This is a genomic window from Mediterraneibacter sp. 210702-DFI.3.120 (assembly GCF_020561005.1).
Taxonomy (GTDB): Bacteria; Bacillota; Clostridia; order Lachnospirales; family Lachnospiraceae; genus Mediterraneibacter; species Mediterraneibacter faecis.
Map to the genome: position 1 here is coordinate 12,560 of NZ_JAJCNG010000030.1, position 22,461 is coordinate 35,020.

16 protein-coding genes and 1 pseudogene are annotated in these 22,461 nt (G+C 41.4%); 5 read left to right on the forward strand and 12 right to left on the reverse strand.

From position 1 onward, the window contains the following. Positions 1–19 precede the first annotated feature (19 nt). The 5 genes from ilvD to LI162_RS13505 form a co-directional block, all read right to left on the reverse strand. Entirely contained in the window at positions 20–1,693 is a 1,674-nt protein-coding gene (gene ilvD, locus LI162_RS13485; RefSeq protein ID WP_020436151.1) for a dihydroxy-acid dehydratase, read from the reverse strand. Positions 1,694–1,726: 33 nt separating this feature from the next. After that, positions 1,727–2,812 (reverse strand): 3-isopropylmalate dehydrogenase, encoded by a 1,086-nt coding sequence (leuB, locus tag LI162_RS13490; protein ID WP_015529128.1) that lies wholly within the window; start codon positions 2,810–2,812, stop codon positions 1,727–1,729. A gap of 190 nt (positions 2,813–3,002) precedes the next feature. Beyond that, positions 3,003–3,278 (reverse strand): preprotein translocase subunit YajC, encoded by a 276-nt coding sequence (gene yajC, locus LI162_RS13495; RefSeq protein ID WP_015529127.1) that lies wholly within the window; start codon positions 3,276–3,278, stop codon positions 3,003–3,005. 172 nt (positions 3,279–3,450) lie between these two features. Then, positions 3,451–4,578: a tRNA guanosine(34) transglycosylase Tgt gene (gene tgt / locus LI162_RS13500; RefSeq protein ID WP_055145881.1), complete on the reverse strand. Its 1,128-nt coding sequence runs from the start codon at positions 4,576–4,578 to the stop codon at positions 3,451–3,453. Between the two features lie 90 nt (positions 4,579–4,668). Further along, positions 4,669–6,120 carry a L,D-transpeptidase family protein gene (locus tag LI162_RS13505; protein ID WP_227156807.1) on the reverse strand — a complete coding sequence of 484 codons (1,452 nt, stop codon included), beginning with the start codon at positions 6,118–6,120 and terminating at the stop codon, positions 4,669–4,671. 386 nt (positions 6,121–6,506) lie between these two features. Between LI162_RS13505 and aroC the strand changes: the two genes are divergently transcribed. The 4 genes from aroC to LI162_RS13525 are packed head-to-tail and all read left to right on the forward strand — an operon-like array spanning position 6,507 to position 11,367. Next, positions 6,507–7,619 carry a chorismate synthase gene (gene aroC / locus LI162_RS13510; RefSeq protein WP_015529124.1) on the forward strand — a complete coding sequence of 371 codons (1,113 nt, stop codon included), beginning with the start codon at positions 6,507–6,509 and terminating at the stop codon, positions 7,617–7,619. Further along, entirely contained in the window at positions 7,612–8,685 is a 1,074-nt protein-coding gene (locus tag LI162_RS13515; RefSeq protein ID WP_055157630.1) for an ABC transporter ATP-binding protein, read from the forward strand. Before aroC ends, LI162_RS13515 begins: the two co-directional genes overlap by 8 nt. After that, positions 8,675–9,490, forward strand: a complete 816-nt coding sequence (locus LI162_RS13520) for an ABC transporter permease (RefSeq protein ID WP_055157632.1) — start codon at positions 8,675–8,677, stop codon at positions 9,488–9,490. The genes LI162_RS13515 and LI162_RS13520 overlap by 11 nt, the downstream gene beginning before the upstream one ends. Then, the gene (locus LI162_RS13525) at positions 9,490–11,367 is read left to right on the forward strand and encodes an extracellular solute-binding protein (RefSeq protein WP_015529122.1); all 1,878 of its coding nucleotides are present in this window, start codon (positions 9,490–9,492) and stop codon (positions 11,365–11,367) included. Before LI162_RS13520 ends, LI162_RS13525 begins: the two co-directional genes overlap by 1 nt. A 388-nt stretch (positions 11,368–11,755) precedes the next feature. Here LI162_RS13525 and LI162_RS13530 read toward each other — a convergent pair whose 3' ends face one another. From LI162_RS13530 to LI162_RS13540, 3 genes are read right to left on the reverse strand one after another with little or no spacing between them, the layout of a single operon-like run. After that, complete coding sequence (locus LI162_RS13530) at positions 11,756–11,995, reverse strand: RDAC family protein (RefSeq protein ID WP_015529121.1); 240 nt, start codon at positions 11,993–11,995, stop codon at positions 11,756–11,758. A gap of 17 nt (positions 11,996–12,012) precedes the next feature. Beyond that, positions 12,013–12,642: a flavodoxin family protein gene (locus LI162_RS13535; RefSeq protein ID WP_227156808.1), complete on the reverse strand. Its 630-nt coding sequence runs from the start codon at positions 12,640–12,642 to the stop codon at positions 12,013–12,015. Positions 12,643–12,662: 20 nt separating this feature from the next. Continuing rightward, positions 12,663–13,364 carry a DNA alkylation repair protein gene (locus LI162_RS13540; protein ID WP_055145612.1) on the reverse strand — a complete coding sequence of 234 codons (702 nt, stop codon included), beginning with the start codon at positions 13,362–13,364 and terminating at the stop codon, positions 12,663–12,665. 246 nt (positions 13,365–13,610) lie between these two features. Between LI162_RS13540 and LI162_RS13545 the strand changes: the two genes are divergently transcribed. After that, a complete protein-coding gene (locus LI162_RS13545) occupies positions 13,611–14,813 on the forward strand; it encodes an aspartate kinase (RefSeq protein ID WP_015529118.1) in 1,203 nt (400 codons plus the stop codon). A 112-nt stretch (positions 14,814–14,925) separates the two neighbouring features. On the opposite strand, the gene LI162_RS13550 is transcribed toward LI162_RS13545, so the two are convergent. The 4 genes and pseudogenes from LI162_RS13550 to LI162_RS13565 form a co-directional block, all read right to left on the reverse strand. Continuing rightward, positions 14,926–17,367: a cation-translocating P-type ATPase gene (locus tag LI162_RS13550; RefSeq protein WP_227156809.1), complete on the reverse strand. Its 2,442-nt coding sequence runs from the start codon at positions 17,365–17,367 to the stop codon at positions 14,926–14,928. 3 nt (positions 17,368–17,370) lie between these two features. Next, positions 17,371–19,227, reverse strand: a complete 1,857-nt coding sequence (ftsH, locus tag LI162_RS13555) for an ATP-dependent zinc metalloprotease FtsH (protein WP_227156810.1) — start codon at positions 19,225–19,227, stop codon at positions 17,371–17,373. Positions 19,228–19,240: 13 nt separating this feature from the next. Beyond that, positions 19,241–21,853: a cation-translocating P-type ATPase gene (locus LI162_RS13560; protein ID WP_334300960.1), complete on the reverse strand. Its 2,613-nt coding sequence runs from the start codon at positions 21,851–21,853 to the stop codon at positions 19,241–19,243. A 364-nt stretch (positions 21,854–22,217) separates the two neighbouring features. After that, positions 22,218–22,461 (reverse strand): annotated as a pseudogene (locus LI162_RS13565) (ABC transporter permease); the annotation flags it as partial.

Below are 22,461 nucleotides of genomic sequence, written 5' to 3' on the forward strand. Positions count from 1 at the left end.
CTCCTCCTGGTTCTTTATTTTATTTTGCCTTCGGTACTTCGAGAATTGCTCCGCGGTTACCTGATGTTACCATAGAAGCATATCTTGCGAGGTATCCTGTCTTAACCTTAGGTTCTCTTGGCTGCCATTTTGCTTTTCTTGCTGCCAGTTCTTCATCCGATACATCCAGCTCCAATTTCAGTTCCGGAATATTGATCTTGATAATATCTCCCTCTTCTACCAGTGCGATCGGTCCGCCAACTGCTGCCTCCGGTGATACGTGTCCGATAGAAGCACCTCTGGATGCTCCACTGAATCTTCCATCTGTGATAAGAGCTACTGTAGACCCAAGTCCGTATCCTGCAATCGCAGATGTAGGATTGAGCATCTCTCTCATTCCAGGGCCGCCTTTTGGTCCCTCGTAACGGATTACAATAACATCTCCAGGATTGATCTTTCCTGTCTTGATTGCTTCTGTCGCTTCTTCATCACTCTCGAAGATTCTTGCCGGTCCTTCATGTACAAGCATCTCATCACATACTGCAGAACGTTTTACAACACTTCCGTCCGGTGCAAGATTTCCTTTCAATACAGCAAGTCCGCCTGTCTGAGTATATGGGTTGTCGATTGGACGGATAACTTCCGGGTTCTTATTCTCACATCCGGCAATATTCTCTCCTACTGTCTTTCCTGTTACAGTCATGCAGTCTGTGTGAAGAAGTCCCTTCTTATTCAGCTCATTCATAACTGCATAAACTCCGCCTGCTTCGTTCAGATCTTCAATATAAGTATGACCTGCCGGTGCAAGATGACAAAGGTTTGGAGTCTTCTCGCTGATCGCATTTGCAAAATCAATCTCGAAATCCATACCAATCTCATGTGCGATTGCCGGAAGGTGAAGCATGCTGTTTGTAGAGCATCCAAGTGCCATATCAACTGTAAGTGCATTGAGGATTGCATCTTCTGTCATAATATCTCTCGGGCGGATATTCTTTCTTACAAGCTCCATCACCTGCATACCTGCATGCTTTGCAAGCTGGATTCTTGCAGAATAAACAGCTGGGATTGTTCCATTTCCTTTCAGCCCCATACCAAGAGCCTCTGTCAGACAGTTCATACTGTTTGCCGTATACATACCGGAACAGGATCCGCAAGTCGGACATGCTTTATTCTCAAATTCGCAAATGTCTTCGTCATTCATCTTTCCGGCTGCATAAGAACCTACTGCCTCAAACATACTGGAAAGACTTGTTTTACTTCCCTTTACATGTCCTGCAAGCATCGGTCCGCCGCTTACAAATACTGTCGGTACATTCACACGGGCAGCTGCCATCAGAAGTCCCGGTACATTCTTGTCACAGTTTGGAATCATTACAAGTCCGTCAAACTGATGTGCCATAGCAAGAGCTTCTGTAGAATCTGCGATCAAATCTCTTGTTACGAGAGAATATTTCATACCGATATGTCCCATAGCAATACCATCACAGACAGCAATTGCAGGAACCATGATTGGTGTTCCTCCGGCCATTGCCACGCCAAGTTTAACTGCTTCTGTGATCTTATCCAGATTCATGTGCCCCGGTACAATCTCATTATAAGAACTTACAACACCGATCAGTGGACGATCTAATTCCTCTTCTGTAAGTCCCAGTGCATTAAACAGAGAACGATGTGGCGCCTGCTGAATTCCTTTTTTAACTGTATCACTTCTCATTTTAAAATCCTCTCTTTCTGTAACAACTGCTAATTACTTAATATATTCGCAGATCTTATCTCCCATCTGGGCTGTTCCGATCTGTTCTTTTCCTTCAGACATAATGTCGATTGTACGATATCCGTCTTTTAATACTGCTGCAACAGCATTTTCAATCGCATCTGCCTCTTTATCAAGATCAAATGAAAATCTCAGCATCATTGCTGCTGAAAGAATTGTTGCGATCGGGTTTGCGATTCCCTTTCCGGCGATATCCGGTGCTGAACCGCCACTTGGTTCATACAGACCGAATTTTGTATCGTTCAGACTTGCACTTGCAAGCATTCCGATAGAACCTGTCACCATACTTGCTTCATCGGATAAAATATCTCCAAACATGTTCTCTGTCAGGACAACGTCAAACTGTGCCGGATCCTTCACAAGCTGCATTGCACAGTTGTCAACAAGCATATGTTCTAATGTAACTTCCGGATAGTCCTTCGCTACTTCCTCAACGACTTTTCTCCAAAGTCTGGAAGAGTCAAGTACATTCGCTTTGTCAACACTTGTGACCTTCTTGTTTCTCTTCATTGCAATATCAAAGCCACGTTTTGCAATTCTGCGGATTTCATTTTCATTATAAGTAAGTTCGTCTTTTGCGGTAAGGACACCATCAATCTCTTCTGTGCTTCGTTTTCCGAAATAAAGACCACCTGTCAATTCACGCATGATCATTAGATCAAATCCTCTGTCCGCGATCTCTTTCTTCAATGGACACGCACCTTTCAGTTCATCGTAGAGAACTGCCGGCCTTAAGTTTGCAAAAAGATTAAGTCCCTTTCTAAGCTGTAACAGACCCGCTTCCGGACGTTTTGATGGTTCGAGCTGATACCATGGAGAAGTCTTCGCATCACCACCAATGGAACCCATAAGAACTGCATCACTGTCCTTTGCCAGCTGAAGAGTCTCTTCTGTAAGCGGCACCCCGTTCACATCAATTGATGCTCCTCCCATTAGAAGCTGCGTGTAGGAAATAGAATGACCATAAACTTTCGCTGTCTGGTCCAGCACCTTCATTGCCTCATCTACGATCTCAGGACCGATTCCATCTCCTTTGATTACTCCAATTTTCATTTCCATATCTAACTCATCCTTCCAAAATGTAAAAATCTTTTTTTATCATACCGCATTTTTTTCGCTGTTTCAAGTATTTCGAGTGAAAAAATAGAGGGCGCTCTGTATTTTATCGAAAATTGTACTTTTCGGGCACGTTTTTATATAAAGTAAAAGACCAGAAAGAGTCACACTCCTTCCGGTCTCATTTTTCCTCTTATTCAGCACCTGGCTTCTCAATCTGAGCGATCGCAGCCTTCTGCATAGGAATACGGCAATTCTTATTATTACCGAACTCAACAATCACGTCATCATCAGTAATATCGATGATAACACCATAAAATCCACTTGTAGTAAGCGCTGTATCTCCAATCTCCATATCAGCGAGCATTGCCTGGATTCTCTTCTGCTCCTTTTTCTGAGGACGCATCAGAAGAAACCACATACCACCGAGGATAACAGCATAAACAACAATAATACCTACTGTTCCCATTGAAATTTCCTCCTGACTATTTCTTAAACCTATCTGTCCAGTACTTTTTAAGTACTAATAGACAATAAATCTACTATACACAAAAACAGCTTCTAATTCAAGTGTTTTTCTAATATTCCATGTATATTTAAGTTTATTTTTATACATTTTCTATAAAATTAAATCAGAAACACTATTTCTGTTCCATGCCTTCCAATTTTCTCTTCTTGTATGCCTGGAATTCCCCTGCATCAATCGCATCACGGATTTCTTCCATCATTGTATTATAGAAATACAGATTATGAAGTACACACAGACGCATTCCGAGCATCTCTTTTGCTTTCAAAAGATGTCTGATGTACGCTCTGCTGTAGCTTCTACATGCCGGACAGTTACATCCTTCCTCGATCGGACGGTCATCCAGTTCATATTTGGCATTAAACAGATTCATCTTTCCATGATTTGTATATACATGCCCATGGCGTCCGTTTCTTGACGGATATACACAGTCAAAGAAATCCACTCCTCGATCTACTGCCTCCAGAATATTAGCCGGTGTACCAACACCCATCAGATAAGTCGGCTTGTTTTCCGGAAGATGCGGAACCACTGCATCAAGAATACGGTACATCTCTTCGTGGCTCTCTCCTACTGCAAGTCCACCCACTGCATAACCATCCAGATTCAGTTCTGCGATCTGCTGTGCATGTGCAATTCGGATATCCTCATAAATTCCACCCTGATTAATTCCAAACAGCATCTGATGTGGATTGATCGTATCCGGCAGAGAATTCAGTCTTGCCATCTCATCCTTACAGCGCTTCAGCCAGCGCGTCGTACGCTCTACAGAATTCGTCATATACTTTCTGTCTGCCACACTGGACGGACACTCATCAAATGCCATCGCAATCGTGGATGCAAGATTAGACTGAATCTGCATGCTCTGTTCCGGTCCCATAAATATCTTATGACCATCAATATGGGAATTAAAATGAACTCCTTCTTCCTTGATCTTTCTCAACTTTGCAAGGGAAAATACCTGAAATCCGCCGGAATCTGTCAGAATCGGTTTATCCCAGTTCATAAATTTATGAAGTCCTCCGAGTTTCTTCACAACTTCATCTCCCGGACGAACATGAAGATGATATGTATTAGACAACTCCACCTGCGTCTTAATCCCTCTCAGATCATCTGTAGATACTGCTCCTTTGATTGCTGCTGCTGTTCCAACATTCATAAAAACCGGAGTTTCAATTACTCCGTGAACTGTTGTAAAGCGTCCTCTTTTCGCACGCCCATCCTTCTTTAAAAGTTCATACATAAGCTTTTTTCCTCTTCTTTTCTTTTTGGTTTTCAGACTATCAAAGCCTGCCAATAGTTATGGCAGGCTATATTTATCTTTGCATTTCCTTTAATTATGTATTATAACAGGTGTTCCCGTACTAAGCATTCCGTAAAGACTTGCCGCCTGGTCTAATGGCATATTGATACATCCATGAGAACCATTCGTCTGATAACGGCTTCCTCCAAAGCTTGGATTCCATGTCGCATCGTGGAATCCGACTCCTGTCCAGGTCACACGCATCCAGTATGCTACCGGCGTCTGATAAATTGGCTTTCCTGTTGAAGGATCTATTGTTCCTGTAAGAACTTTATCCCTCTTCATCTCAAGGATCGAATAAACTCCTGTCGGTGTCTCTCGCTCCGGTGTAGGAAGTCCTGTAACAACGTCTGTCTCTAATTGTACAGCTCCGTTAACCACATACCACATGTGCTGAGCCGGGATATCTACTTCCAGATAAGTCGTTCCCCAATCCTGCGCGTCATGTGTAGCTGCCGTCTGTGCATAAGCAGGTTCTTTCTCAGCAACCTCGCCTTTCTTAATGCTGTCAACAAGTGCAGTCAGTTCTGCTGCCTCGTCAACTGACCAGCCGTAAGTACCTCCCGAAACGTCTACTGTTTTTCCTCCCGGAGTTGTAATACTTCTTGTCGTTCCTACCGTATCATAAGTCTTTCCAAATTCACGAAGCCACTCTTTCACCTTTGACTCATCAAGCGTTGCATTCATATTATCATCATATGTTACCCAGCCTGAAATCAGATCCTTGTTTACAACCACATTCTGGTTTGTCATCTTATAAGTGATGCTGGCTTTCAGATAATTATTCATCGCATCACAGGCTTTCTGAACTTCCGGAGACTCTGAAGTGTACTTCGGCATAGCATAGCACTTCTCATCCATCATATTTAATTCACTCTTGAAGTTTGTGATCGCATCCTTCACTTTTGCCTTAAATGTATCCACATCTACTTTCGTACCATAAACTTCAGGTTCAACAACAAAACTGTTCCCATCATACTTTGGATAAGCAGACTGTGGATCTGTCTGCTCCTGATTCAGAGCCTGTACGGATTCAATCTTTGACTCCAACGCCGCTTCATCATATCCGACCTCAATTGTGACTTCAGCTGAACTTTTTGAGAAAAATGCCTGTGGCCACAAAAATGCATTCTGTTTCTTCAGTGCATCCTCTATATCTGAATTTTCCTTATATACAAGTGAAATATCCGATCCTTCGATTGCATCTGTCATATTATTCTGTTCTACAATTGTCAGTTTATAATCTGCCACCTGATTTTTAATATAATTCTCTACCGCCGCCGCATTCTTACCAGAAAAGTTCTTTCCGTTAATCTGCGTATTAATATAGAAATGACTCATAAAAAAGACTGATATTGCAAGATAAACAATAACAAGGCCAGCAATAATACCACCGATAATCATCCAGATCTTCTTGTCAATTGTCTTCTGCTTTTTCTTTCTTCTTACTTTGCGTCTTCTAACTACTTTCTTTTCAGACATTCTAATTCTCACCCTCGTCTTTTGGATTAATCCTTCTTTTTGATTCAGACTTCATTATATTACGCTTTTTCCAAAATGTACACCCCAAACTTTCATGAAATACGCACAAATTAAACTGATGTTGAATTGTTAATTCGAACGAAATCTTTTAGAAATACTTTTGTAATTTATTTTTGAAATTCTGTTGAATTCTACAACATTTTAACTTGCGTACACCTCTTTCTTCCTATATAATTGCACTGTACCCTCAGTTATGAAACACAACAATATGTTTCGTATCTGGGGGTATGATACGGAAAAGAATGATATATGATATACAAAAAAGCATTTTATACGCACTTTTTGTATACCTTATTGATACAAACGAAAGGAGTTTTAGATATATTATGAGCGGTTCAACATTTGGCACTTTATTTCGAGTCACTACCTGGGGCGAGTCCCACGGTCCCGGAGTTGGTGTAGTTATAGATGGATGCCCTGCCGGCATCCCTTTATCTGAACAGGATATTCAACAATTTTTAGATCGCCGCAAACCGGGACAGAGTAAATATACAACGAAGCGGAATGAATCTGACTCTGTCGAGATTCTGTCCGGAGTCTTTGAAGGAACTACAACCGGAACTCCTATTTCTCTTCTCGTGCGGAATCAGGATCAGCGTTCCAGAGATTATGGGAATATTGCGACATCTTATCGTCCGGGACACGCAGATTACTGCTTTGATCAGAAATATGGTTTCCGTGATTACCGTGGCGGTGGACGTTCTTCCGGCCGTGAGACGATCGGCCGTGTTGCTGCCGGTGCAATTGCTTCAAAATTACTTGGCGAATTAGGGATTGTGCTGACAACTTATGCAAAATCCATCGGTCCTGTCACTGTAGATGAAGCTGATTATGATTTTACTGAGATTACAAATAACAGTTTTTATCTGCCGAATAAAGATGCTGCCAAAAAGGCTGCTGAATATGTTTCTACTCTTATGGAGCAGATGGATTCCTGCGGCGGTCTGATTGAATGCCGTGTTGACCATCTTCCAGCCGGTCTCGGTGAACCGGTCTTCGATAAACTGGACGCTTTACTTGCACAGGCAATCATGTCTATCGGAGCCGTAAAAGGTGTCGAAATCGGCGATGGCTTTCAGAGTGCCTCTTCTACCGGAAGCACAAACAATGATCCTTTCTGCATGCAACAAGGACAGGTTATGAAAACTTCGAATCATTCCGGCGGAACTTTGGGTGGCATGAGTGATGGTTCTCAATTAATCTTAAGAGCTGCGATCAAGCCAACACCTTCGATCTCTCAGATGCAGCACACTGTAACTAATTCAGGCGAAGAAATCGAACTGTCTATTCACGGACGTCATGATCCAATCATCGTACCGCGCGCAGTTGTTGTTGTGGAAGCAATGACCGCACTCACTCTCGCTGATCTGCTCTTGCGTAATGCAGTCAGCCGGATGAATCAGATAAAACAATTATATACGGAGGATAAAAATGTCTAATAAACTGATCGATATCATAGATATTACCAAATCCTATGACGAAAATGTAATTCTGGATAAATTAAATCTTTATATCCGTGAGAACGAATTTCTCACACTCCTTGGTCCTAGTGGATGTGGAAAAACAACACTATTACGTATTCTCGGTGGATTTGAGACACCGGACTCCGGTAATATTATTTTTGATGGAAAAAATATCAACAGTCTTCCGCCAAACCGTCGTCAGCTGAATACCGTATTCCAGAAATATGCCCTCTTCTCTCATATGTCCATTGCAGAAAATATTGCTTTTGGATTGAGGATCAAAGGTAAATCTAAAGGCTATATCCGCGATAAAATTCATTATGCCTTAAAGCTTGTCAATCTGGAAGGATACGGGGATCGTTCTCCTGACTCCTTAAGTGGTGGTCAGCAGCAGCGAATCGCAATCGCACGTGCGATTGTAAATGAACCAAAGGTTCTTCTTCTTGATGAACCACTTGGTGCATTGGATTTAAAACTTCGCCAGGATATGCAATATGAACTGATCCGATTAAAAAATGAACTTGGAATTACATTTGTCTATGTAACGCACGATCAGGAAGAAGCTCTTACAATGTCTGATACGATTGTCGTTATGAATCAGGGATACATCCAGCAGATCGGCACCCCGGAAGATATTTATAACGAACCGCAAAATGCATTCGTAGCTGATTTTATCGGAGACAGCAATATTATTGCTGCAACCATGCTCGAAGACAAAGTTGTCCGTATGCTCGGTGCTGTCTGGAAATGTGTAGACATAGGATTTGGTCATAACCGTCCGGTCGATGCTGTAATTCGTCCGGAAGATATTGATCTTGTCAAGCCTGGAGAAGGTGTTATTGACGGAATTGTAACAAACTTGATCTTTAAGGGCGTTCACTACGAGATGGAAGTTCTTGCCAACAACTATGAACTTCTCGTTCATAGCACAGATATGTTCCCTGTAGGAACTGAAGTCGGAATCAAAGTAGATCCTTTTGACATCCAGATTATGAAAAAACCAGAATCTGAAGATGAGGAGGCACCTGCTGTTGAAGAATAGAAAATTATTTGCCGGGCCTTATCTTTTCTGGTCCGTGTCATTTATTATTATCCCACTGCTCATGATCTTTTATTATGGTCTGACAGATAAAGAAGGGACTTTTACCTGGTCTAACATTGCAATGATGGCTTCGCCTGAGAATCTGAAAGCACTCGGACTTGCACTGTTGCTTTCCCTGGTCAGCACACTGATCTGCCTGGTTCTTGCATATCCTCTTGCAATGATTTTATCTGAAAAAAACATGAACCAGACAAGTCTTATCGTACTGATTTTTATTCTTCCTATGTGGATGAACTTTCTTCTGCGTACACTCGCCTGGCAGACACTGCTTGAAAAAAATGGTGTGATCAACAGCATTCTTGCATTCTTCCATCTGCCACAGCAGTCTATCATCAATACACCGGGGGCTATTGTATTAGGTATGGTATATAACTTCCTGCCTTTTATGGTGCTTCCCATTTATAATGTATTGGCAAAGATTGATAAAGATGTCATTTACGCAGCAAGAGATCTTGGAGCCAATGAATTTCAGACATTTACACAGATCATCTTTCCTTTGAGCATTCCTGGAATTATCAGTGGTATCACTATGGTCTTCGTACCTGCGCTGACGACCTTTGTTATTTCCGACCTTCTCGGTGGAAGCAAGATTCTTCTGATTGGAAACGTGATCGAGCAGGAATTCAAACAGGGGAGCAACTGGCATACCGGTTCCGGTTTATCCCTGGTGCTGATGATCTTCATCATCGCAAGTATGGCTGTGATCGCCAAATATGATAAAAACGGGGAGGGGACAGCATTTTAATGAAAACTATAGCAAAAAAGATCTATCTGGCACTGATCTGCATTATTCTGTATGCACCGATCGTGACTTTGATGGTCCTCTCCTTTAACAATACTAAAACACGTTCCAAATGGGGCGGATTCACCGGAAAATGGTATGTGTCTCTTTTCCAAAACAAAGAGATTATGAATGCATTGTACACAACACTGATCATTGCATTGCTCTCTGCACTGATTGCAACATTGATCGGTACTTGTGCCGCACTTGGCATGCAGGCAATGAATTCAAGAATGCGTACCCTTTTTATGGGAGTTACAAACATCCCTATGCTGAATGCCGATATCGTAACAGGAGTATCCCTGATGCTTCTCTTCATTGCATTCCGCTTCACACTTGGATTCAAAACAATCCTTTTGGCACATATTACATTCAACATACCTTATGTCATCTTAAGTGTAATGCCAAAATTAAAACAGACGAACCGTAGAACTTATGAAGCTGCACTGGACCTTGGAGCTTCTCCGGCCTACGCATTCTTCAAAGTAGTACTTCCAGATATTATGCCTGGAATTTTCTCCGGTTTCCTGCTTTCCTTTACAATGTCTCTGGATGACTTTGTGATCACGCATTTCACAAAAGGTCCTGGTATTGATACACTCTCAACCAAGATTTACAGTGAAGTCCGTAAAGGAATCAAGCCTGAAATGTATGCACTTTCAACCATTATGTTTGTTACAGTGCTGTTACTTTTGATCCTGATCAATATGTCACCTGCCGAAAAGAAAAAAGTAGTAAAAATAAAGCGTTTCGGAAAAGCACAAAAATTTGGAAGATTTTTCTTCCAACGTCTGGTACCTGTTGCTATGGCTGTGCTTATTATCATCGGTGGTTTTATTTATGGAAAGAACGATGTTATCTCCTCACAAGGCCAGGTAATTGTTTATAACTGGGGTGATTATATTGATCCTGATGTTATTGATATGTTTGAAGAAGAAACCGGTATTGATGTAGTATATGAAGAATTTGAGACAAACGAGATCATGTATCCAAAAATTCAGTCGGGAGCGATTGCATACGATGTCGTATGTCCATCTGATTATATGATTCAGAGAATGATTGAGAATAATCTTTTGGAAGAGATTAATTATGACAACATCCCAAATTTGAAATATATCGATCAGAAATATATGGATCTTGCCAAAGGATTTGATCCTGATAATAAATATTCTGTCCCTTATCTTTGGGGGACTGTCGGAATCCTTTATAACAAGAAAATGGTAGATGAACCAATTGACAGCTGGGGTGTTCTGTGGGATGAAAAATATAAAGATAGCATCCTTATGCAGGACAGTGTAAGAGATGCCTTTGGTGTCGCTTTAAAATACCTGGGCTATTCATTAAATTCAACAGACTTAGATGAACTTCAGGCTGCCAAAAATCTGCTGATTGAACAGAAACCTCTTGTGCAGGCATATGTTATCGACCAGGTACGTGATAAAATGATTGGAAATGAAGCAGCTCTCGGAGTAATTTATTCCGGCGAAGCACTCTACTGCCAGCAGGAGAATCCAAATCTCGATTACGTGATTCCTAAGGAAGGTTCTAATCTTTGGATTGATTCCTGGGTTATTCCAAAAAATGCAGAGAATAAGGAACATGCAGAAGAATTCATCAACTTCCTCTGTAGACCGGATATTGCAAAAATGAATTTTGAATACATCACTTACTCCATCCCTAACTCTGCCGGGCAGGCATTGATCGAGGATGACTACATGAGAAACAGCACGATTGCATTCCCTGATATTGATCAGTTGAAAAACTGTGAGACATTTAATTTCCTCGGAGATGAAAATGAGGCGCTGTATAACGAATTGTGGAGAGAAGTGAAGTCGAAATAAATTTGTATTTGTTGCACGTTAACGAGAAGATAGACTCAGGTTCAGTCGATAGCGTTCCTTTTTTACTTCCGTCCGGAATTCTGTATTTAAGTGTTGAATTCGTTCCTCGGCAATCCCTTCTGTCCTGGATAATGTAAGTGATGTGGATACTTTATTGTTGAGGACACATTTTAAGGCAGGAGCGGTTCTGAATACACTTTGTTCTGAATGTTAGAAAAAGCCCAAACAGAAATCACTCACGATGCCTGTTTGGGCTTTTTCGTTACATTCATTCAAAGGGATGAAGAGGAGCAGGCCGGTGTCCGATGCAATAAAGTATCCATATCACGCCCTTATCCAACAAAAGTTTTTGCTTCATCACTCAGAATTCAAACATCTAAATACAAATTTATACCACAAAATTCATCTTCTGATCATCGTACTGCACGGAAAATCCTTTTCCTTCGAGGTACTCTTCTACCACCTGATACATCTCATCATATCGTCCTTCGCAGGCACAATTACCAAGTGGTTCGATCCAGAAGGATTGCCTTCCACAAGTGTCCCTGAGATGAATTCGGAAATTCAGACCTTTATCTTTAAGAATTCCATTTAATTCTATCACATCATTAAAAGATACATAACTCATTTTAATTCTCCTCTTCTTTACCTAATAAAATGTGTTGCAATTCGTTCTTCTTTCTCCGGAAGTCCAAACTGTTCTTTACCCAAGGCAATACTCTTCATAAGAAATGTCATGTTTCTGGCGAGGACTCTCATAGTCTGCTTTCCTTCTCCATCCTGCTCTGCTTCTCCTGATATTCTTCCATGAATACTATTCCAATACTGACTGGAAGCAACTGGCATTCCAGAAATTGTAAAGTATTTGTTTAACTCGTCAAATGTTGCTGAACATCCACCGCGCCTTGCACAGACAACACTTGCTCCTACTTTCATAGTCTTATCAAATGGTGTGCTGTAGAACAGGCGGTCAAGACAGGCGATCAATGTTGCATTTGCGGATGCATAATAGACTGGACTTGCGATAACCAGTCCGTCTGCTTTCTCGAATTTCAAAGCCAGTTCGTTAACTACATCATCATAAACACATTTTTGCTTGGAAGCACATCCTCCACAGGCAACACATCCACGGACAGGTTTATTTCCAACAACTACTGTCTCTACTTCTACTCCATTTTCCTGAAAAATCTTTTCCATTTCTTTTAGTCCTACACTAGTATTTCCGTTTGCTCTTGGACTTCCATTAATTATAAGTACTCTTAATTTTTCTGCCATTATTTCTCCTCCTACAAACATTATTGTCTTATCTTCAAAGTTCTCAGATACTCTTTTTGTTCCGGCGTGATCCGATAGCTTTCGATTGCCTTCTGGATTGTCTTATTATGTGTCCATACGTCCATCTTCTGTTCTTCTAGAAATGGAAGAACCTGATCATACTTTTTGGCAAGTGCTGTTGCGAAATACCATGCCCTGGCCATATTTACATAATACTCTTCTGAACGGATTGCGGCAACCTTCCCCGGATATTCTAACTTAAATTCTTCTTCCAGATAATAGCGCATCAGCATATTGATTCCAAATCGGATCGTATATATATGCTCTGATTCCAGCCATCGATCTATCTTTTTGATATAAGAATTCAGATGATTCTTCACTGTTCTGACGGCCAGAAGATCACAGGTTGCCCAGTTATCTATATGGGGCAGAAAGCGCTCCAGTTCTTCTATACAGAGTTCATAATCTTTAATCTGCTCGATCAGAAGCCCATGCAGATTATTCTCTTCATAATATTGATGTGGCAGGATCTTAAGAAACTGCTTCGCCTCTTCTGTCTTCCCGAATTTCTTTGCATAAGTTCGAAGTACAGGAACTCTCACTCCTATCACTGATTCTTTCTCTACTGTTGGCATCAGTTTTGCGTGAAAATCCCGATATTTTAGATCCTGCATTGTAAAAAGGTCCTGCTGCACTTTTGGTATTACTTCTTTTGGAGTCATCTTTATTCACCTGCTTTCTGTTAATTTGCAGTATAACACACACTTTATGCCACTGCAAGTATGTATAGAACAAACGTTCTTCTGTATTTTATTTCTTTTTTTTGCTATACTTATCTACGTATAAAGTTGCTGCTCACACCCACTATGAACAGTAACTAAAAATTCTCTGACTCTTTTGCTGTTACTGCTCACACTATATATTACCAGCAACACAGATTCGTCAGAGAATATAAGGGAGATAAAAATATGCTGACAGTAATGAAATTTGGCGGAAGCTCCGTGGCCGATTTGGAGCACATCCGCAACGTAGCAAACCGCTGTATCGCAAAGCAGCGCGAAGGCAGCCAGGTTGTTGTTGTCCTGTCTGCTATGGGAAAGACTACAGATAATCTGATCGCAACAGCAAAACAGATCACAGAGCAGCCTTCCCGCAGGGAATTAGATATGCTTCTTACAACCGGTGAACAGGTTTCTGTATCCTTAATGGCAATGACTCTGATTTCCATGGGCGTCAGTGCAGTGTCACTGAATGCATGGCAGGTTCCAATGCATACAACTTCAAATTATCAAAATGCGCGATTCAAGAGAATTGATTCCGAGCGTATCCGTAAAGAGCTTGATGCGAACAAGATCGTCATCGTAACCGGATTCCAGGGAATCAATAAGTATGAAGATATCACAACTCTTGGCCGCGGCGGCTCTGACACAACAGCGGTTGCTCTTGCTGCTGAACTCCATGCCGATGTCTGTGAAATTTACACAGATGTAGACGGAGTATATACCGCCGATCCACGCGTTGTTCCAAACGCTCATAAAATGACGGAGATCACTTATGATGAGATGCTTGAGATGGCCTCTCTTGGTGCGAAAGTCCTTCACAGCAGATGTGTAGAAATTGCGAAAAAATACGGTGTAGAACTTCTGGTATGTTCTAGCTTAAACCACAATTCAGGAACAATTGTAAGGGAGAAAACGAAAATGGAAAAAATGTTAATCAGTGGTGTGGCAGCCGATAAAAATGTAGCCAAAATCCGTGTTGCCGGTCTCGGGAACGAGCCTAGTAGCACATTCCGTCTTTTAAATCTTTTAGATAAGAATAAACTGAACATTGACGTCATGATCCAGTCTCTTGGTAAAGACGGTACAAAATCTGTATCCTTCACTGTTGCAAAATCGGACATGCTCCGTGCTTTGGATCTGTTAAATGAAAGCAAAGACTATCTTGGCATTAAGAAACTGGATTCTGATGAAAATGTTGCCAAAGTTTCTGTCATTGGTGCCGGTATTCGTTCTCATTCAGGTGTTGCTGCAAAGATGTTCGGTGCACTCGCAAGTATTGATGTCAACACAGAGATGGTTACTACATCTGAGATTCGCATCACTGCTCTGATCGATGAAGCCTATGCAGATCTTGCAGTACGTAAACTGCATGAAACTTTCTTTGATTAAAAGTAAAGCAGAATCAAGCGACAGTAAGGATTAATAATTCCCTGCTGCCGCTTGATTTTTATCTTATTTTTGTTCTGAATAATTACATTTGTTTTTTATTTTTCACTGCACATTATACTTCTTCCTCTAACGGCGTTTTTCCGCGCAAACGTCTGTAATAGAATCTTCCTTTTCCAAGAAGAATCGTAAGATAACGAAGTACCGGCTCTGTTGCGATCGCAAATACAACAAAAAGCATGATACACTTTGTTGTCATTCCGCTAATCGCAAACAGCTGATTCAAATAAATACTACAGAATAATAATCCTGCGATACATCCGCCAAGAATCCCTGCACGAAGCTTATTCATCGGTGCACTGATCTTATAGAGGATCATAAATCCTACAATTGCCAGAAGCATTGTTGCTGCTGTTGAGATATCCTGCTCTCCTACTCCAAATGTCTTTCCAAAGACAACCAGTGATCCAACCGCCAATGCATCTGTAAGTGCTGCCGGAAGTGCTTTCAGGAATACATTCGTCAGGAAATGTCCTTTAATGATATTCTTGTTCGGCTCAAGTGCAAGGAAGAACGCCGGAATACCGATTGTAAACATACTGATCAATGATACCTGTGATGGTTCCAGTGGATAAGTAAACATAAATACTACCGAGAAAAGACTCAGCAGGAAAGAGAATATATTCTTAACCAGGAACAGGCTCGCCGAACGCTGGATATTATTGACTACTCTTCTTCCTTCTAATACAACCTGTGGCATACAAGAGAAATCTGACTCCAGAAGTACGATTTGAGAAGCCTGTGCCGCTGCCTCGCTTCCTGATGCCATTGCAATACTGCAGTCTGCATCCTTCAAAGCAAGGACATCATTTACTCCGTCTCCTGTCATAGCAACTGTTTTCCCAGCCTCTTTAAGTGCCTGAACAAACTGTCGTTTCTGGTTTGGAGTTACACGTCCAAACACTGTCTTCTCAAGAATCGCTTTCTTAATATCTTCTTCTGTCTCAAGACTTGATGCATCCACATAATTCTCAGCATTTTTAATACCTGCTGTTTTTGCAACTTTGGAAACTGTAACCGGATTATCTCCGGAAATAACTTTCACTTCAACTCCCTGCTCTGCAAAGTACTGGAATGTTTCTTTTGCCGCCTCACGGATTGGATTCGCAAGTAAGATATAGCCCAACGGTGTTACCGGCTCTGTCAGTGCTTTTCCATCAATCTCCGCTGCATAAGTACCAAATACAAGAACACGGGCACCTGTAGATGCAAGCTCTGTGATTTTTTCCTTATGTTGCTCGTAATCATCCAGAAGTACAAATTCCGGCGCTCCAAGAACATATGTCTTATCTTCAAATGTAGCACTGCTGTACTTTGTCGCAGATGAAAATCCTGTCTTGGAAATTGCTTTTGCGCCTGAAGAATGTGTAAAATATTCTTTCATTGCAGCCATTGTGATATTATCGTTTGTCATAGCTGAAACAAAATCTCCGACCATAAGACGAAGAGATCCCATCTTTTCCGTATCGTACTGCTCCGTTGGAATAAGTTCCTGTACTTTCATTGTATTTTCTGTGATCGTACCAGTCTTATCTACACAAAGTACATCAACACGCGCAAGTGTCTCAATACATTTCATATCATGAAGCAATACTTTCTGCTGTGCAAGCCGAATTGAACTGACAGCAAGTGCAACGCTTGCAAGAAGGTAAAGACCCTCCGGAATCATTCCGATCACAGCCGCTACCATTGACGTAATACTTGAATGGAATGATGCATTCTGGAATACCAGAGACTGTGCAACGAGTATGATTCCAATCGGAATGATTGCCACACCGACGCATTTAACCAATTTATCCAGCGAGCGGATCATCTCTGACTGCTCACCATTCTGCATTTCTTTTGCTTCCAGTGTAAGCTTTGAAATATAAGAATCTTCACCGACTTTATCAAGTCTTGCATGACATTGACCGGAAATAATAAAACTCCCTGACATCAGCTGATCTCCGGCATGTTTTGTAATCTCATCAGACTCGCCTGTCAGCAGAGATTCATTCACCTGTACTTCACCTGCACAAACCTGTGCATCCGCACATACCTGCGCACCGGCTTTAAATATGACAATATCATCAACTACCAACTCTTCTGCATCAATCAACGATCTTTTACCATCTCGCACTACAGTCGCTTTCGGTGCATTTAGCATGGTCAGATTATCCAGCACTTTTTTGGCACGCACTTCCTGTATAATACCGATCAACGTATTTGCAATAATAACCGGAAGAAAGGTCAGATTCCGGAAGGATCCAACCAGACATAACAAAATAGCCAGAACAAGAAAGATTAAGTTAAAGTAAGTAAATACATTCTCATGTACAATCTCTTTCGTTGTCTTCGACGGCGGATCGACTGCCCTGTTTACCCAGCCATGAAGTCTGTGCTCCTGCACCTGCTGTGCTGTCAATCCGACTTTATAATCCGGATTATAACGGGTTGTCGGTATCCGCTTCTCTATTTCTTCTTCAATCTCTGTTTTCTTGTTTCTGCTTCTTGCCATCTGTTACTTCCCTTCTGCTTCTTCCAACGTCTCCGTTCTCGTCAAAATCTGCATAAATTCTTCTCCTGTAATTGTTTCTTTCTCATACAGGTATTTTGCAAGCTCATGAAGTTTCTTCTGGTTTTTCTCCAAAAGATCCATCGCTGTATCATATCCGTGTTTTACGGTATCTACAACCATCTGATCAATATCTGCTGCTGTCTGCGATGAACAACTTAAACTGCTGTCTCCTCCCAGATATGGATTGTTCTGCGTCTCAAGAGCAACCATACCAAACCGGTCACTCATTCCATAACGCGTGATCATTGCTCTTGCAAGCTTTGTTGCCTGCTCGATATCATTCGATGCGCCTGTTGTGATAGAATTAAAAATCAGTTTTTCTGCGCATCTTCCTCCGGTCAGTGTCGCGATCTTGTTGATCAGCTCTTCCTGTGTCATCAGATTCCGTTCTTCTGATTCAACCTGCATTGTATATCCCAAGGCACCTGATGTACGCGGAATGATCGTGATCTTTGTAACCGGTGCCGAATTCGTCTGTAATGCTGCTACCAACGCATGACCGATTTCATGATAAGAAACAATTAATTTTTCCTTGGAAGAAAGTACCTGATTCTTCTTCTGATATCCGGCGATAACAGTTTCAATACTTTCTTCAAGATCTGCCTGCGTTACATATTTACGATTCTCTCTGACTGCGCGTAGTGCCGCTTCATTTACCATATTTGCAAGCTCTGCTCCTGATGCTCCTGATGCAGCTCTTGCGATTGCATTAAAGTCAATGTCATCTCCAAGTCTTACTTTCTTCGCGTGAACTTTCAGAATCTCTTCACGCCCTTTAAGATCCGGAAGTTCCACCGGAATACGGCGGTCAAATCTTCCCGGACGGAGAAGTGCCGGATCAAGACTGTCCGGTCGGTTCGTCGCAGCAAGGATCACAACACCCTTAGATGCATCGAATCCATCCATCTCTGTCAGCAACTGGTTCAATGTCTGCTCACGCTCATCATTTCCACCATATCCTGCATTATCTCTCTTTTTACCGATTGTATCAATCTCATCAATAAATACAATACAAGGTGCTTTTTCATTCGCCTGTTTGAAAAGATCACGTACTTTAGAAGCTCCCATGCCAACAAACATCTCTACAAATTCTGAACCAGAGATTGAGAAAAATGGTACATTTGCCTCTCCTGCAACTGCTTTTGCAAGCAAAGTTTTACCGGTTCCCGGAGGTCCTACAAGAAGTGCTCCTTTCGGACATACTGCACCGATCTCCGTATATTTCTGCGGGTTATGAAGAAAATCCACAATCTCTGTCAGCAGTTCCTTCGCTTCATCTTCTCCGGCTACATCCTGGAAAGTGATTCCTGTTGTAGATTCCACATAAACCTTCGCATTGCTCTTTCCGAACTGCATGAACGGATTTCCTGCTGCACCTCCACCCATCTTGGCCATCATCTTCTTTGCAAGCCACTGTCCTAATGCCCAGAAGATCAAAAGTGGTAAAATCCATACAAGGAAAAAGCTAAGAAGCGGATTCATCTCCTGCTGTGCGACTCTTCCGAATTCACATCCCGCATCTTCCAGACGATTTACCAGATTTGGATCATCAAACGTTGTTGTCTCATAATATTTCGGTTCCTCGCTATTATCTGTAAAATAAATAGTGTCTCCATTCAACTCTACTTTTGATACTTCTTTTCCCTCGACCATAGTAAGAAAGGTTCCATAATCGACTTCTTTCACCTTATTCTTTCCTAGAATATTCGGAAAAAGAAATGTGTTAAGAAGCACGAGAATAATCAAAGCAATCAAATAGTAAAAGATTAATGGCTTCTTTGGTTTCTCGACTTTCTTCATACTGTTGTTCCTCCTATTTTCTAAATTTTGCACGAACTGCCTTTATCATCTGTATAATCGGAAGATTCAATGCTGCAAGACCATACACAGTAAGTAACTGCGATAATGTCAGTGTCTGCACTTTAAAGATGTTATGCAGTCCAGGGACAGTCACAACAAGCGTGATCAGAATCATTCCAATTACAAAAGCACCGATCAGGTAAATGTTATTAAAGACTCTTTTTGTAAATACAACCGGACGATTTGATTTACAGTTAAACCCATGGAACAATCTTGAACAGCAAAGTGTTGCAAATGCCATTGTACTTGCAAGTAGTTCATTACCGTCTTTGTATCCAATTGTAAATGCAATCATGACCATGGTACAGATTGATAATCCTTCCAGTCCGATATTGATCAAAAAGTCTTTCGTTAAAATGGATTCATTTATCGGTCGTGGCTTTTCTTTCATCACATTTTTCGAATGTGGTTCCAATCCAAGAGCAATTGCCGGAAGACTGTCTGTCAGCAGATTAATGAACAACAGATGAACCGGCGCGAACGGTACCGGAAGTGCCATCAGTGAAGCATAAAGCACTGCCAGGATTGCTCCAAAATTTCCCGAAAGCAGAAACTGAATGGATGCTTTAATATTGCGATATATATTTCTTCCATTCTCTACTGCTTTAATAATAGTCGCAAAATTGTCATCTGTCAAAACCATTGCTGCAGCGTCTTTTGACACTTCGCTTCCGGTAATTCCCATCGCCACTCCTATGTCTGCCTGTTTCAGTGCCGGAGCGTCATTCACACCATCTCCTGTCATGGATACAATGTTTCCTTTTTCCTGCCATGCACGCACAATACGGATCTTGTGTTCAGGAGAAACTCTGGCGTAAACAGAAATCCCTTCCACAAAGTCTTTCAGTTCTTCATCGGACATTTTGTCAATCTCTGCACCCTCACAGGCTTCGGATTCATTTTCAAGAATTCCAATTCTCTTTGCAATGGCAGCAGCTGTCACCTTATGATCTCCTGTAATCATAATCGGACGGATTCCTGCACATTTACACTCTTCTACAGCAGCTTTTGACTCTTCTCTCGGCGGATCCATCATTGCGATCAGCCCCAGGAATATCAGATGATCTTCATCCTCCAGCGTAAGTTCCGTCTCATCTGATACTTCTTTATAAGCAAATGCAAGAACTCGTAATCCCTCTCTTGAGTATTTCTGATTCTGCTCTTCGATTACTCTTCTTGTCTCTTCTGTGATCTCATGAGTCTCCCCCTTCATCTCAACCCAGTCTGTCCGGTTCAAAAGAACATCAACTGCTCCTTTGACAATCATCGTTGGCACTCCGTTTAATGAATGCTTTGTTGCCATCATCTTACGGTCGCTATCGAATGGATTCTCACTTTCTCTTGGATACTTTACTCTGACTTCTTCCGGGTCAAGACCAAGACTGCTTCCTAAATTAATCAGTGCTGTCTCTGTCGGGTCTCCGATCTCTACACCATCAATATTCGTAGAGTCATTACAAAGAATACTGCTGATAAGGAGTCTGCTCTGAGACGGATCCCGGAGATCGATCTTGTCTGCGGAAATGCTCTGGCCATCTACATAATAATGCTCTACTGTCATCTTATTCTGTGTCAGGGTTCCAGTTTTATCTGAACAGATAATGGATACACTTCCCAGTCCTTCTACTGCCTGTAGTTTTCGAACAATTGCATGTTCTTTCGCCATTTTCTGCGTTCCAAAAGAAAGAACAATCGTAACGATTGAACTTAACGCCTCCGGAATTGCTGCAACGGCAAGAGCAACTGCAAAAAGAAATGCATTTCCAATATTCTCACCACGGAAAACACTGATTCCAAACAAAATCGCACAGAATACAAGAATTAAAATGGATAATTTCTGTCCAAACTGATCCAGGTTCACCTGCAATGGAGTCTTCTTCTCAGATGTCGTCTTCAGAAGACTTGCAATTTTACCAACTTCTGTATTCATTCCAATCTCTGTAACTACAAAAGAACCTCTTCCATACGTGAGAAAGCTTCCGGAATATACCATATTAATACGGTCTCCAAGAGGAACTTCGTCCTGTTCAATCACATCTGTCGTCTTCTCGACACCAAGACTCTCTCCCGTCAATGCACTTTCGTCAACCTTCATGCTTGCACATTCCAGAATACGTCCATCTGCAGGAATATAGTCTCCCGCCTCTAACATAATAATGTCTCCAACAGTAACTTCTGAAGACGGAATCGGGACAACCACTCCATCACGAAGAACTTTTGCTTCCGGACCGGATAATTTCTTCAGACTTGCCAGAGATGACTCTGCCTTTACTGTCTGCACAGTTCCCAGAATTGCATTCATTGTGATCACGATAACAATAACAGCTGCGCTCTCAATATCTCCCATAAATCCTGATGCGATCGCTGCTATAATAAGGATGATCACCAGAAAATCCTTATATTGCTCCAAAAAAATCTGAAATGTTGTCTTCTTTTTTCCTTCCGTCAGTTCATTCGGGCCGTATTTCCTTTGATTTTCACTGATCTGTTCTTTTGTTAATGGTTCTTCCGAGCCATTCACTTCTCTTAAAACTTCTTCTCCCGATAATTGATAATATGCTTTCACTGCCATTCCTCCTAACTGGTTATTGTTCACTCTTCTTTTGTGACCCATAATCCTGATTAATCTGCAGTGCGAATAAAAAAAGAGACAATTATTGCACCGCTTCTTACATGCAATAAAAGTCTCACTATTTCATCACGATCCGGATGGACTTCTTCCATCGTATTGACGGCTCGCGAACGCTACTCAAAGCGCCAGTTACTCCCTTTTATTAAAATAAACTATACTCATTTTTCCTGATAATGTCAATAAACTTTATTTTCTTTTTAGGAAATATTTTCAGGATTTTAACATTAAAAGAATTTCTTGTAAATACGGATATATCCTGCTATTCACCTTTTATCTCTTTTCTTTGCCATATTGTTATTTATGCCTTCATCCTTCTTGACCAGCTCTTTATAGCGAATGGCATACATAGAATACCAATCAAGACAGGAATTGTAATAAGTAGATATGGTGACCAGATAAGCTTCCCCAAAATACGAAAAGTATTGGTTCTGAAAATATCTGTTGAACTTCCTACCAATGGTATTATATCTAATGCTTTTTGCATTCCATAAGGAAGATATTCTGCAATCATCATTGGTCCATATACAACAGCCAGACTAAGC

What these genes read in the sequence shown, in the direction of transcription:
- leuB (WP_015529128.1), bottom strand. Translation starts at nt 2,812, where the DNA reads ATGGAAATGAAAATTGGAGTAATCAAAGGAGATGGAATCGGTCCTGAG.
- LI162_RS13515 (WP_055157630.1), top strand. Translation starts at nt 7,612, where the DNA reads ATGTCTAATAAACTGATCGATATCATAGATATTACCAAATCCTATGAC.
- yajC (WP_015529127.1), bottom strand. Translation starts at nt 3,278, where the DNA reads ATGGGAACAGTAGGTATTATTGTTGTTTATGCTGTTATCCTCGGTGGT.
- tgt (WP_055145881.1), bottom strand. Translation starts at nt 4,578, where the DNA reads ATGTATGAACTTTTAAAGAAGGATGGGCGTGCGAAAAGAGGACGCTTT.
- ilvD (WP_020436151.1), bottom strand. Translation starts at nt 1,693, where the DNA reads ATGAGAAGTGATACAGTTAAAAAAGGAATTCAGCAGGCGCCACATCGT.
- LI162_RS13505 (WP_227156807.1), bottom strand. Translation starts at nt 6,120, where the DNA reads ATGTCTGAAAAGAAAGTAGTTAGAAGACGCAAAGTAAGAAGAAAGAAA.
- aroC (WP_015529124.1), top strand. Translation starts at nt 6,507, where the DNA reads ATGAGCGGTTCAACATTTGGCACTTTATTTCGAGTCACTACCTGGGGC.
- LI162_RS13535 (WP_227156808.1), bottom strand. Translation starts at nt 12,642, where the DNA reads ATGGCAGAAAAATTAAGAGTACTTATAATTAATGGAAGTCCAAGAGCA.
- LI162_RS13550 (WP_227156809.1), bottom strand. Translation starts at nt 17,367, where the DNA reads ATGGCAAGAAGCAGAAACAAGAAAACAGAGATTGAAGAAGAAATAGAG.
- LI162_RS13540 (WP_055145612.1), bottom strand. Translation starts at nt 13,364, where the DNA reads ATGACTCCAAAAGAAGTAATACCAAAAGTGCAGCAGGACCTTTTTACA.
- LI162_RS13530 (WP_015529121.1), bottom strand. Translation starts at nt 11,995, where the DNA reads ATGAGTTATGTATCTTTTAATGATGTGATAGAATTAAATGGAATTCTT.
- LI162_RS13525 (WP_015529122.1), top strand. Translation starts at nt 9,490, where the DNA reads ATGAAAACTATAGCAAAAAAGATCTATCTGGCACTGATCTGCATTATT.
- LI162_RS13545 (WP_015529118.1), top strand. Translation starts at nt 13,611, where the DNA reads ATGCTGACAGTAATGAAATTTGGCGGAAGCTCCGTGGCCGATTTGGAG.
- ftsH (WP_227156810.1), bottom strand. Translation starts at nt 19,227, where the DNA reads ATGAAGAAAGTCGAGAAACCAAAGAAGCCATTAATCTTTTACTATTTG.